14 protein-coding genes are annotated in these 12,776 nt (G+C 46.2%); 6 read left to right on the plus strand and 8 right to left on the minus strand.

Going from position 1 to position 12,776, the window contains the following annotated elements; genetic code table 11:
* Nucleotides 1-163 precede the first annotated feature (163 nt).
* Together AADZ70_RS13665 and AADZ70_RS13670 are read right to left on the minus strand one after the other, a co-directional pair.
* Complete coding sequence (locus AADZ70_RS13665) at nt 164-994, minus strand: transcription antiterminator (RefSeq protein WP_045925765.1); 831 nt, start codon at nt 992-994, stop codon at nt 164-166.
* Nucleotides 995-1,017: 23 nt separating this feature from the next.
* The gene (locus tag AADZ70_RS13670) at nt 1,018-1,332 is read right to left on the minus strand and encodes a hypothetical protein (protein WP_342007189.1); all 315 of its coding nucleotides are present in this window, start codon (nt 1,330-1,332) and stop codon (nt 1,018-1,020) included.
* A gap of 523 nt (nt 1,333-1,855) precedes the next feature.
* Between AADZ70_RS13670 and AADZ70_RS13675 the strand changes: the two genes are divergently transcribed.
* Entirely contained in the window at nt 1,856-4,267 is a 2,412-nt protein-coding gene (locus AADZ70_RS13675) for a S8 family serine peptidase (protein WP_342007190.1), read from the plus strand.
* 41 nt (nt 4,268-4,308) lie between these two features.
* On the opposite strand, the gene AADZ70_RS13680 is transcribed toward AADZ70_RS13675, so the two are convergent.
* A complete protein-coding gene (locus AADZ70_RS13680; RefSeq protein WP_342007191.1) occupies nt 4,309-5,310 on the minus strand; it encodes an LLM class flavin-dependent oxidoreductase in 1,002 nt (333 codons plus the stop codon).
* A 350-nt stretch (nt 5,311-5,660) separates the two neighbouring features.
* On the opposite strand from AADZ70_RS13680, the gene AADZ70_RS13685 reads away from it, so the two are divergent.
* The 4 genes from AADZ70_RS13685 to AADZ70_RS13700 all read left to right on the plus strand — a co-directional run bounded on the left by AADZ70_RS13685 (nt 5,661) and on the right by AADZ70_RS13700 (nt 8,182).
* The gene (locus tag AADZ70_RS13685; protein ID WP_016937529.1) at nt 5,661-6,590 is read left to right on the plus strand and encodes a YafY family protein; all 930 of its coding nucleotides are present in this window, start codon (nt 5,661-5,663) and stop codon (nt 6,588-6,590) included.
* Between the two features lie 76 nt (nt 6,591-6,666).
* Complete coding sequence (locus AADZ70_RS13690; RefSeq protein ID WP_342007192.1) at nt 6,667-7,467, plus strand: SDR family oxidoreductase; 801 nt, start codon at nt 6,667-6,669, stop codon at nt 7,465-7,467.
* 24 nt (nt 7,468-7,491) lie between these two features.
* The gene (locus AADZ70_RS13695; protein WP_016937527.1) at nt 7,492-7,908 is read left to right on the plus strand and encodes a hypothetical protein; all 417 of its coding nucleotides are present in this window, start codon (nt 7,492-7,494) and stop codon (nt 7,906-7,908) included.
* Entirely contained in the window at nt 7,895-8,182 is a 288-nt protein-coding gene (locus AADZ70_RS13700; RefSeq protein ID WP_016937526.1) for a Dabb family protein, read from the plus strand. The genes AADZ70_RS13695 and AADZ70_RS13700 overlap by 14 nt, the downstream gene beginning before the upstream one ends.
* A 305-nt stretch (nt 8,183-8,487) precedes the next feature.
* Here AADZ70_RS13700 and nfsA read toward each other — a convergent pair whose 3' ends face one another.
* From nfsA to AADZ70_RS13715, 3 genes are all read right to left on the minus strand, one after another.
* A complete protein-coding gene (gene nfsA, locus AADZ70_RS13705; protein WP_016937525.1) occupies nt 8,488-9,237 on the minus strand; it encodes an oxygen-insensitive NADPH nitroreductase in 750 nt (249 codons plus the stop codon).
* Between the two features lie 102 nt (nt 9,238-9,339).
* Complete coding sequence (locus AADZ70_RS13710) at nt 9,340-10,527, minus strand: FtsW/RodA/SpoVE family cell cycle protein (RefSeq protein ID WP_016937524.1); 1,188 nt, start codon at nt 10,525-10,527, stop codon at nt 9,340-9,342.
* 193 nt (nt 10,528-10,720) lie between these two features.
* Entirely contained in the window at nt 10,721-11,182 is a 462-nt protein-coding gene (locus AADZ70_RS13715; protein ID WP_045925759.1) for a GNAT family N-acetyltransferase, read from the minus strand.
* A gap of 291 nt (nt 11,183-11,473) precedes the next feature.
* Here AADZ70_RS13715 and ywcE point away from each other — a divergent pair, with 291 nt between their 5' ends.
* Nucleotides 11,474-11,734 (plus strand): spore morphogenesis/germination protein YwcE, encoded by a 261-nt coding sequence (gene ywcE, locus AADZ70_RS13720; RefSeq protein WP_016937522.1) that lies wholly within the window; start codon nt 11,474-11,476, stop codon nt 11,732-11,734.
* Nucleotides 11,735-11,777: 43 nt separating this feature from the next.
* Here ywcE and qoxD read toward each other — a convergent pair whose 3' ends face one another.
* Together qoxD and qoxC are read right to left on the minus strand one after the other, a co-directional pair.
* Nucleotides 11,778-12,146: a cytochrome aa3 quinol oxidase subunit IV gene (gene qoxD, locus AADZ70_RS13725; protein WP_045925758.1), complete on the minus strand. Its 369-nt coding sequence runs from the start codon at nt 12,144-12,146 to the stop codon at nt 11,778-11,780.
* 1 nt (nt 12,147) lies between these two features.
* Nucleotides 12,148-12,762, minus strand: a complete 615-nt coding sequence (qoxC, locus tag AADZ70_RS13730) for a cytochrome aa3 quinol oxidase subunit III (RefSeq protein ID WP_013354030.1) — start codon at nt 12,760-12,762, stop codon at nt 12,148-12,150.
* Nucleotides 12,763-12,776: the final 14 nt, after the last annotated feature.

Raw genomic sequence — 12,776 nt, forward strand, 5'->3', positions numbered from 1 at the left:
GTAAGCATGATCCCTTTTTCATGTACGCAAATTTTAGGTCTTGCCTGCATAACCAGTCACAATCCCGCCGGATTCAGTTTTATAATGCGCTATCATTTTATTTCATGACAGCGCTTTCGTCAATATATTTTCAAAAAAAAGTCTGTTTCTCCAAACAGACATGTTATTCCGGGTTTTTTTGAAGACGCTGGACATGCAGCGTAATATAGCCGGCCTCGGATTCCGGCAGTTCCAAATCATATTCATTTTTTAAAAACGCCGCCAGTTCAAGCGCACACCGATAAGCAAACGGATACTTTTTTTGGATGAAATAAAGCATCTCCTCGTCCATGGAGTGAAGAGCTTCATTTGAATCCAACCGGCTGACCGCATACCGCAAATGCGTGACGAGGCGCTGATAGGAAATACTGTCTTCATCAACCTTCTGTTCAAAAAAGGATTCGATCTTTTCGATCATTTCTTTGATCATGGTTGTATGCTTCATCGCCGAATACATGCTTTTGGCATCCGCCTTGGCAGTGTGGATATGAAGCGCGATATACCCCGCCTCATCGTCAGGCAATGATATACCGAGGGTTCGTTTCACGTGTTCGACCGCCCAACGGCCGATTTCATATTCTTTTTTATAGAGCGCCTTAATTTCATGAAGCAATCGGTTATGCACCTGAAAGCCGTTTTGAATCCTTTCGATCGCAAAGGATAAATGGTCCGCCAGCGCAATGTGGATATGATCGCTCAAAGGCGCCGCAAGCTCTCCCTCCGCATGGCTGATGATATCCTCAGCCGCTTCTATATGCTCTTCGGGAAGCGTTTCTAACACTTGTTTGAACTTTTCATTTTCGTCGTGCACGACAAATATTTTTTCAATTTTATGTCTTTGAATCACATCATTTTTTCTCTTTTGAAAAGCGATTCCGGGACCCATTACGATCTTTTCCCGTCCGTCTTCTTTTATTAACGCCGCATTGTTATTTAATACTTTGTCTATTCTCAAGAGGTTCGCTCCCGTTCATATGTTTAGTGGGATTGTACCCTCTTTTTCATATGATGTAAAGGCACCGGACCTGCGCGCTCCCGTTTCGGCAATTCTTTGCGGACCGGCACCCACCGGTTTTTATCCAGCCTGCCGCAGGACGATTTCGTCTCATCGGTCAGATCCGCCGATCGGACTCGGCTCACAAACGAAAATGCCCCAGCCGTCCGTTTCGCTTTCTTATGATAGACAGCTTGGTTCCCGTACACAGCAGCTAATTGATATCTTCCGTTATCCGGCGCCATCCAGTTCATCAGAAAGACCATCCACACCCGTAAAGATACCAGCAAACGTTTCATTGCAAATCATCCCTCCGCTTCTTTTTGACAGACAGCTTGTTCGCAGGCCTGTTTTCTCTCCGCTTTAACGGAAAAGGCGGCCGATCCTTCTCCGCTAAAAACTAGCGGGTCTAGCAACCCTATGACTCTATGATAGACGCGGCCGGGCGAATTGTTTGTCACAATATGAGTGAAAAAACAAACTAGTTTTCAGAAGTTTTGTTGAAAGCTGATGGAAATGACCTGAAAAATGGAGAAGCGCTTAAAAAAGTTATACACACTTTATCCCTTGGTTAAGCACAGCTTAAACACAGGCGATATCCACATATCCACAAACCCGATCTATATTTTGTATAGGAACATTCGTTCCCAACAATATATATACACAAATTTATTCAGTTATGCACAGGATTCTGTGTATAACTCCCTCCTTATTCACAGACCAATTTCCAGAAATGAGTCCTATGTCACAAGGAATATTTTGAATTTTCGAGAAATATATACTAGATTTCTAATTTAGATAAAGAAAAAGGGGGAAACACGATTGAAAAAAGGAATCATCCGTTATCTTCTTCCGGCTTTTGTCTTATCCTTTACCTTATCCACAAGTTCACAGGCGGCGCCGGCTTCAAAATCTCAAGCACCGGATCTTGAGAAGGCAGAGGTGTTCGGTGACATTGATATGACCACCGGCAAACAAACGACGGTCATCGTAGAACTGAAGGAAAAGTCACTGGCGGAAGCAAAGGAACTCGGTAAAACACAATCAAAAAGCAAGCTGAAAAGCGAACGCGCAAAAGTAAAAAACAAAGCGCTCAAAACCATTAAACACGGAAAGATCAACAGGGAATATGAGCAAGTGTTTTCCGGTTTCTCCATGAAACTCCCGGCCAATGAAATCCCGAAACTGCTGAGTGATCAGGATGTCAAAGCGGTTTATCCGAATGTCACCTATCATACCGATCAGCTGAAAGATAAAGATATCCCCCTTGCTAAAGATGCCGTGTCTCCGCAGATGGATGACAGCGCGCCTTATATCGGGGCAAATGACGCGTGGAAGCTCGGCTATACGGGTAAAGGCGTCAAAGTTGCCATTATTGATACGGGCGTCGAATATAAACACCCTGACTTAAAGAAAAATTTCGGACAATATAAAGGATATGATTTTGTGGATAACGATTACGATCCTGAAGAAACGCCGTCCGGTGATCCGAGAGGCGCGGCGACTGACCACGGAACTCACGTCGCGGGCACAGTAGCCGCAAATGGAACGATTAAAGGCATCGCGCCTGATGCAACGCTCCTTGCCTACCGTGTGCTCGGTCCCGGCGGAAGCGGAACAACTGAGAACGTCATCGCCGGCATCGAACGCGCCGTACAGGACGGAGCAAATGTCATGAACCTCTCGCTCGGCAATTCTGTGAATAACCCGGACTGGGCGACAAGCACGGCGCTTGACTGGGCGATATCAGAAGGCGTCACGGCCGTTACATCAAACGGAAACAGCGGGCCGAACAATTGGACCGTCGGCTCTCCGGGAACGTCCAGAGAAGCCATCTCCGTCGGAGCGACACAGCTGCCGCTGAATGAATACGCCGTCTCCTTCGGTTCTTATTCCTCAGCGAAAGTGATGGGCTATAACAAAGAAGATGACATAAAAGCACTGAATAAAAAAGAAACAGAGCTCATAGAAGCGGGTATCGGCGAGCAAAAGGATTTTGAAGGAAAAGATCTGAAAGGAAAAGTCGCGGTCGTCAAACGGGGCAGCATCGCCTTTGTGGATAAAGCCGACAACGCCAAAAAAGCGGGCGCGATCGGTATGGTTGTGTATAACAATGCCCCGGGAGAAATTGAAGCCAACGTACCGGGCATGTCCGTGCCGACGATTAAGCTTTCATCAGAAGACGGCGAAAAGCTCGTCAGCCAATTAAAAGCGGGCAGCACAAAAGCGACATTCAATTTATCAGTGGCTAAATCGCTCACTGAACAAATGGCAGACTTCTCGTCTCGCGGTCCTGTTATGGACACATGGATGATTAAACCGGATGTCTCAGCTCCCGGCGTAAACATCGTCAGCACCATTCCGACGCATGATCCTGCCAACCCGTACGGCTACGGATCGAAGCAGGGAACGAGCATGGCCTCCCCGCACGTAGCCGGCGCAGCTGCCGTCATCAAACAGGCCAAACCGAAATGGAGTCCGGAACAAATAAAAGCCGCTCTCATGAATACGGCAGAAACCTTAACGGACGCGGACGGTGATGTATACCCGCATAATGCGCAAGGTGCCGGAAGCATCAGAATCATGAAGGCAATTAAAGCAGACTCCCTTGTCACCCCGGGAAGTTATTCTTACGGAACGTTTATGAAAGACAAAGGCAACGAAACGAAAAAAGAAACCTTTACGATTGAAAACCAATCGTCCATCAGAAAATCATATCAGCTCGAGTACTCTTTCAACGGCACGGGCATTACCGTTTCGGGCACAGACCGGGCCGTGATCCCCGCTCATCAAACCGGAAAGTTCAATGCGAAGGTAAAGGTCAATGCCAAAAAAGTAAAGGCAGGGACCTATGAGGGAACAGTCACAGTGCGTGAAGGCGGAAAAACAGTCGCAAAAGTGCCGACGCTGCTGATTGTAAAAGAGCCGGACTATCCGCGGGTAACGTCAATCGACGTGCAGGACGGCACAACACAGGGAACCTACCAAATTGAAACCTATCTTCCGGCGGGAGCCGAAGAGCTTGCCTTCCTTGTATATGACAGCAATCTTGACTTTGTCGGCCAAGCCGGCATCTACAAAAAGCAGGATAAAGGCTATCAATATTTCAACTGGAACGGCAAAGTCAACGGTGACACCGCACTGCCGGCAGGAGAATATTACATGCTGGCCTATGCCGCGAACAAAGGGAAATCGAGCCAGGTGCTGGCTGAAAAACCTTTTATCATTGAATAACCAAACAACCCTGCTGAAGCATCAGCAGGGTTTCTTTCTGATCAATCGGCGAAGGCTTCGCGAAGCAGCCGGTACGACTGAAGTTTATCTTCAAAATGATGAGTAATGGTCACAGCCATCACTTCTTCCGTTCCGTATGCTTTACTGAGAGCCAGAATCTGTTCTTTCACTTGCTGCTTTGTTCCGATGATCATTCGATTCCGATTATCGGCAATTCGTCTTTGTTCATACGGTGTATACGTATTGCCGCGGACGGTTTCGTAAGACGGTACGCCGTGAATCGGAATCCCCTGTTCACCCGCAAGAAGCGTATAATCCATGACGGCCGCGAGTTCCTCCGCTTTCTCTTCAGTGTCCGCGCAGAGTACAAATACCGCCACGGCCGTTTTTGGTTCTTTTCCTAATACAGAAGGTTTAAATCGGCGCTTATATTGTGCCGTCGTGCTTTCTCCGCCTTCTCCATTAATAAAATGGGCAAACATATAGCCCGCTCCCGTTTCTGCGCTCAGAAGCGCGCTTTCCCCCGAAGAACCGAGAAGCCAGACTTCCGGCGCCGTCTTAATGAGTGGTGATGCCGTCAGATTCGGAAAACGGTGATTTTCGTCGGCAGCATCATGCAAATACATCGCCAGCTCACGAATCTGCTGCGGGTATTGATCAGCATTCCGCTTCCCGCCGTCATTCAGCGCCCATGACGCGATCGGCATTCCGCCCGGCGCCCGTCCCAATCCGAGATCGATTCTGTCCGGCGTCAAACCTTCAAGCACGCGGAAATTCTCCGCCACCTTATATGCGCTGTAATGCGGAAGCATGACACCGCCCGAGCCTACACGGATTCTGTTCGTTTTCGCCGCAATATGGCTGATCAGCACTTCAGGGCTTGAACCCGCCAACCGCTCTGAAAAATGATGCTCTGACACCCAAAACCTCTTATATCCGAGCTTCTCCGCCTCCTGTGCGAGCCTCACCGTATCCCGCAGCGCACTCTCTGCAGTACTCCCTTCTGATACAGGAGATTGGTCTAATATACTTAATGAAATCATCACTGTCACCTCCTCAACATCGTACCACTGCTAAGCCGATCATATGAAGTCTGGCGACTTTCTTCGTCATCTTGGTTTGTTATTACGATGATTTAGCTTCCTCGCGACCTCACAAATGCCAAACGGACTGCCTTTATCTTTAACCTCTAGGAATACTGCAATACCACCTGATTGCTTCTTTTGTTTCCATTACAAGCGATATCGGCATGCTGGCTGTGTGTCCGTAGACGAGTGGCCCGGAACTTCAGCCATGTTAACATTTACAAAGAGGGAGATTTTAAGAAATTATCTTAACCTGACATCTTGTTGTCAAGTTTTAATGGATATACTAAAAACCCAGAGGTGAGTGGATGCAAATCAGCAGATTATTTCAAGTGATTTATATTTTATTGGAAAATGGAACCGTTACGGCACCAGAGCTGGCTGAGCGATTTGAGGTGTCTGTCAGAACGATCTATAGGGATGTTGAGGCTTTAAGCCAAGCTGGAATTCCGATTTATACCGTACAAGGGAAAGGGGGCGGCATTTCCCTTTCCGACAGGTTTGTTCTGAACAAATCTATGCTTACCGACAAGGAGCAGGATGAGATCCTTTTTGCTCTCCAAAGCTTAGCCGCTGCCCAATACCCTGATTCCAATGCGATTTTTGAGAAATTGAGCAGCCTTTTCAGGAAAAACAGCATCAACTGGATTGAAGTGGATTTTTCCTCATGGGGAAGCGGGCAAAAACAAAAAGAGCTGTTTGTACTTCTGAAACAGGCAATCTTGGAGCAGAAATTGATTTCATTTACCTATTTGAGTGCTGCCGGAGAACAAAAAAGCCGGAGAGCCGCGCCAATGAAACTGCTTTTTAAAGATAGAGCGTGGTACATTGAAGCCTTCAGTTTCGAAAAAAACGCTTTAAGAACCTTTAAAATTAACAGAATGTCGAATGTTCGACTTTTAAACGGAGAGGAGATGGGACTTCACCTTCAGCATGGCTGGTCGGAGCCTTCCGTGACTTCTTCTGCAGAAGAATCGGTTAAAAAACCGCAGAGAATCCCTCTGGTATTAAAAATAGACCAAGCGGGAGCCTATCGAATCGTGGATGAGTTTAAAGAAGAGGACATTTTAAAACTGGAAGACGGGTCTTTCCGGGTCACTTCAGAGATTCCTCCCGGTGAATGGCTTTATCACTATCTACTTTCCTTTGGAGATTTACTGGAAGTCATTGAGCCGGCATCTGTCAGACTTGAAATGAAAAACCGCACTGCCAGAATGGCCGAAAAATATTTGAGGTAACTGGACACGATGCTGTCAGGTTCTGTTGATTAAACTAGCCTTGTACTCAACATTTGAAGGAGGATTCAGCAGAACGATGGAAAACAGTCCGTACTTATTAAATATGAACAAAGAATTTGCAGGTAAACGGGTCCTAGTGACCGGCGGAACACGTGGAATCGGCAGAGCCATCGTCAAACGTCTGCATGCGGCAGGAGCTGAAGTTATAGCTACGGCAAGATCATTACCCGAGGCATTGCCTGAAGGCGCAGGGTTTATTCAGGCCGATGTCTGCCTTCCAGAAGGCGCAGATCATATCATTAAGGAAACGATTCATAAACTCGGCGGTCTGGATATTTTGATTAATAATGTCGGAGGTTCCTCAAGTAGCACGGCAGGGGCTTTAGCTTTAACAGACGAGGATTGGCAAACAGCGTTTAACGCAAACCTGTTTTCTTCTGTCCGCCTCGATCGCGGATTTCTGCCTTACATGGTCAAGCAGCAAAGCGGAGTGATTGTCCATATATCATCTATTCAACGAAAGCTGCCGGGCAACATGACCATGCCTTATTCGGCTGCCAAAGCTGCACTAGTTAACTACAGTAAAAACCTGGCGACCCAATTCGGCCCTGAGGGGATAAGAATCAACGCGCTAGCACCGGGATTTACCGAAACAGAAGCAGCTGAACAATTAATTGAGAGAATGGCTAAACAAGCCGGAACCGACTATCTAGCCGCCCGTCAGCAGTTAATGGACGAGCTTGGCGGCATTCCCCTCGGCCGTCCGGCTCAACCTGAGGAGGTTGCCGAGCTTGCCGCATTCCTTGCGTCAAGCAGAGCCTCTTATGTAACGGGTTGTGAATATGTTATTGACGGCGGAACCATCCGCACCGTTTAACGAAATGACAAAGGAGTTGATTTTATGGAGCCTAGTGCTCTTCCGCAAGTTATACAAGATTTTATAGCCGCTTCCAATAAACCCGATCCGGATGCCTATATCAACTGTTTTTCGGAGGATGCTTTGATTTTTGATGAAGGTAAAGTGTGGGCAGGCAAATCCGCTATAAGAAAATGGAGTGACGAACATCATTTTGATGCAAACGTAACGCTTGACCTACAAAGGCATAGACAGGATAAGGCGGAAATCACGGCGGTTTTTAAGGTTGACGGCGATTTTGACAAAACCAGCCTGCCGAACCCTCTCTATTTAGATTTTTATTTTCAGATTCATAACCACAAGATTAAGCAGCTTGCGATCCAGCTTTCTAAAGGACCCGAACAAACAGAAACGCTAATCCAGGTAAGAAACCAGGAGGAACATAAAAATGATAGTAAATAACGTGCTGCTGAAGCTGAAGGACATGAGCCCAGAGCATATCAAGCAAGTTCAAACCGTTCTGCTGGGCATGAAGGGAAAAATAGACGTTCTTCTCGATGTTCAGGTTGAAGCTAACATTCGCCCTGCCCCTTCAGGATATGATTTGATTCTGATCACTAAGTTTGCTTCCTTGGGGGATATGGAAGAGTACCTTACACACCCGGTTCATCAAGACATCGCTAAGTTTATTAGCACGGTTCTGGAGACGCAGGCGTCCGTTTGCTATGAATTATAATAAGACGATGAGGAATGACTGCCAATTAAGTAACTTTACTTATATACAGAGATCAGCCGTATTCATGTTATTCTCTGTTTTAGAACTTCGGATCAAGGATGTGCTAAGGCAAACAGAGCAGCTCTGTTGTGTATTGAATGTAGTCTCGATTATTAATGAAAAAAAGACGATATGTGAAAGTTCAAAACCCGGAACGGCAACTCATCAAATTTTGGAACTGTACATCATCGCAGATGTTCCATTTTGTCGAAATATGTTACACGTGAAACATGAAAAAAACCTCTCCTGACAGGAGAGGTTTTTTCTTAATTTTTTTGAAAACCTTTATCTTTTACATATTGATTTAAATACGTTCTCGGTTTTTGTTTCATGAACTGCAGAATTTGATCAGACCATGTTTCAACCCGCTTGCCGTTTGTCCGTTTATCATAATAAGCGGAGATGGTTTCATCATATTCCTTCATATAACTGCGGAAGTTTTCTTCATTCGTATCGTACGTGTTTTCATGATATACGGCTTGTTTCGGCAAACGCGGCTTTTGACCTGACGGATGAGCGGGGTGGCCGACTACCAGACCGAACAGCGGCAGCACATGGTCAGGCGTACCGAGCACTTCCGTCACCTGATCAAGTTCATTCCGAATGCCTCCGATGTAACAAATGCCAAGGCCCATTGATTCTGCGGCAACACTTACGTTTTGTGCAGCAAGTGCGGCATCAATGACGCTGACCATAAACATTTCCGTATTCTCAAGAAGCTCAGTAATGTTTTCGCCTTTTTCTTCAGCAAGTTTTTTATGACGGTACAAATCAGCGCAAAACACAAACAAGTGCCCGTTATTCTCGACGTAAGGCTGATTTCCGGCCAGCGCCGCCAGCTTTTGCTTTTTCTCCGGATCGGTTACGCCGATGATGGAGTAAGCCTGCACGTAACTGGATGTTGACGCCGCCTGGGCGCTTTTCACTAATGTATCTATCTCTTCTGCTGTCAGCAGCTCGTCAGTAAATGATCGGATCGACCGATGATTAAGTATAGTTTCGATGGTATTGTTCATATAAAAGCCTCCTTCTCTATATATCATATCCCAAAGAGAATCATGTCAAAAGCAAAATGCTCTGAACAAAAAAAGACAGCCCGAAAAACGAGCCGTCTGACATTATGAATTGAACAAATAACTTTTATATTTCGTCAGCTGCACACTTGCATTATATACAATCCCGAAGCTGATCAATGTAGATAGCACCGAGCTCCCTCCATAGCTGACAAACAGAAGCGGAATTCCGGTAACCGGCATAATGCCGATATTCATCCCGATGTTCTGGAAGGTATGAATCACGATAAGTGCAGTAAATCCTACGCAAAAGAATGCGCCGAATCGGTTAAAGGCATGCAGACGGTCAATCAGCACCACAAGCCTGTAAATTAAAAAGAAAAACATGACAACCGCAATGGCACAGCCTAAAAACCCAAAACTTTCACCCAAAATCGCAAAGATAAAGTCGGTCTGTCCTTCAGGCACGTACACTTTCAGATTATGAACACCGTTTCCGGTAATACCGCCCGATCCGATCGCCATAACGGCCTGATCCACCTGCCAGCTTTTGTCACTCTCTGCCTGTGTCGTAGCCGCGCTTGAATCAGACATCCACGATGTAATCCGGTTAATTTGATAGTCCGCAATGCCGATTGAATTCGCCACATGGGGAAATTCAATTACGAGCGCTAAGAAAAGGGCGACAACAAGGGCGGCTGATCCGCCGATAATGGTGATCAGCTTCCAGTTCACACCCGACATAAACACCATCACCATAACAATAAACAGACAGATCGCTCCCGTTCCGGCATCCTGCAAAACGATCAGTCCGATCGGAATCACTGTCCATGCCGCAATTTTCAAAAGCAGATTCACATCTTCCCGAAGTGATCTTTGATCTTTCGGGCTTGCCTTCGATATAATGGACGCGACCATCATCATAATTCCTATTTTCGTAAACTCAGATGGCTGGAGGGTAAAGCTTCCGATTTTAAACCAGCTTTTTGCCCCGTTCTTAATCGGGGCGATGGATTCCGGTGCGACACGCAAAAGAAGCAGTGACAGCACGCCGGCAATTAATACGTACAGACTCAGTTTTTCAAGCTGCTCTAAATCAAAATACATAATACCGACCATGAGACCGGCTCCGATGACATAAAAGACGATCTGTCTCATCCAGGCATCACTTCCATACTGCCCGAACTGTCCGGCCGCATAAATCGCCGCAACACTAATTATTAAAAACACACCAAATATAAAAATCAAATCCCCCTGATAATAGGGATTTTGCTGTTTCTTATATCGACTCATTCTATCCCGCCTTACATTTTCATCGGAAGTCACTATTGTTTATTATACATGAACACCGTTCAAGAAAACATGATGAGGTTGTTTCTTTTTACGGTTTGGGGACTACACGACATATGACGTGTCAGAAAAGGAAATGTTTCGGTCATGATGAAACTTTTCCGATAAAAAACCCCTTCTCGTCAGAAAGGGGGTTTCATCTCATGTTTAATGTCATAAACAAACTGTTCGGATCCTCATTGTAGTCCGCAAACGGTCCGCAATATTGAAACCCGGCTTTTTCATACAGGCGTCTGGCGGGGAGAAAAGCATCCATAGAACCGGTTTCCAAGCTGATCCGCTGATAGCCTCTTCGCTTTGCTTCTTCAATTATATGGTGAAGGATTCGTTTGGCCGCGCCTTTTCTGACATGCTGCGGAGAGGTTTTCATTGATTTCACCTCACCGTGCCGGCTGTTCAGCTCCTTTAAGGCTCCGCAGCCGAGCAGGACGCCGTCGTCTTCCCTCGCACTCCAAAACGTCACGTCAGGCTGGCGCAGGCGGTCCGCATTGAGCGCGTGTATACTCTCCGGGGGAGAATGCAGGGTCATGCTCTTCAGATGCGCCTGCAAAAGCGCAATGACATCCGGCGCTGTTACATCTTCTTTCCTTACGTGCACTTCAACCACCCTTGCTGTGCATATTTTCTTTGACCATAGCAAAGGTTCACAGCCTGCGCCATTCCCTTGTACGGAAATGTGACAGGGTATTTGACCTTTCCGGTTTCTTGTACCTATCCAAAAATGAGGCAATAGTTGCAATACATTTTTCGAAAAAGCGGTATCAAAAATTGGAAAACATGGTATAATAATTGTAACAAAATGTTCAAAAAACGACCACAAAACAGACACATTTTATTCTCTGTATTTCATTTTGGAAACGTTGCCATAAAATGAAAGGAGACATGTAAGATGGACATGTTTTTTGCTTATTTACTGGTCGCAAGCGCAACACCCCTCTTTATCTGGCTGGATAACAAAAAAGTGGCCCTCTCGGCCATACCGCCAATCATTTTAATGTGGGTTTTCTTCTACTTTTACGCAACCAGCAGTCTATCCCCTCTCGGCCACACACTCATGATCATCCTGTTTGCCGTCAACGTCATCGTTGCCCATATCGCCGCCTTTATCATTTACGGTCTTCCGCACCTGCGCCGGAGAAGAAGCCGATAAAGGCACAAAAAACCCTCTTCGCCTGAACGAAGAGGGTTTCTTTTTATTCCTGATGTTCGGAATGTTGTTTCGCACCGCCTGGAGGGTTTCCATCCATATGGTCACCGTGTTGGTAGTGCGCCGCAAAGATCCAGATGGAACCAAGGATGATAACAATCGCTCCGAAAAATCCGAAGAGCGTGTTTCCGACTTGAATTCCGCCGTTTTCGCTTTCTGTCATGTGCATGAACATGAGAAGCTGCAGGCCGGCTTGAATAAATGCGAATCCGAAAATGATCCAAAGTTTTGCTGATGAGCTTAAATCTGTATATACCGCAACCCAAAGGGCCAGCAGGGTCAGAATAATAGACAACGCAAAACCTACGATATGCTTCCACGGAAAGTGGCTGTGTTCAGCAGATTTGTTTGCCATATTATAGTCCCCCCAATCCGATGAGATAGACGCCTGTAAAGATGAAAATCCAAACAACGTCTAAGAAGTGCCAATATAAACTTGAGATAAAGATTTTTGAAGACGTCTGCGGCGTTAATCCGCGTTTCTTCAATTGCAGTAAGATGCCGGTAATCCAGAAGATACCGATCGTTACGTGCGTTCCGTGCGTTCCCAGAAGGACGAAGAATCCGGACCAGAAAGCACTTGTACCGAGAGATGCTCCTTCATGTACATAGTGGATGAACTCGTTAAGCTCACATCCGACGAAGCCTGCGCCGAGAAGAAGCGTAATGATCGTCCAAATGACGACGCCTTTTAAACTTCCGCGACGCATTTCATGAACAGCGATCCCGCAGGTGAAACTGCTGATCAGAAGCAGGAATGTCATGATCATGACAAGCTTCACTTCAAATAATTCAGCCGGTAAGACCCCTCCTGCTGTTCTTCTTTGAAGAACGAAGAAGGTTGCAAATAGTGTTGAGAACAACACAATCTCTGCCCCTAAAAAGATCCAAAACCCGAGAATATTGAGTCTGCCGGTTTCAGATTGATATTCCATAGGCGCGTTAGAATTGCCGTGTTCTGCATGTTCCATAAATCACGCCTCCT

The sequence above is a fragment of the Bacillus sp. YBsi01 genome (assembly GCF_038406745.1).
Lineage (GTDB): Bacteria > Bacillota > Bacilli > Bacillales > Bacillaceae > Bacillus > Bacillus siamensis.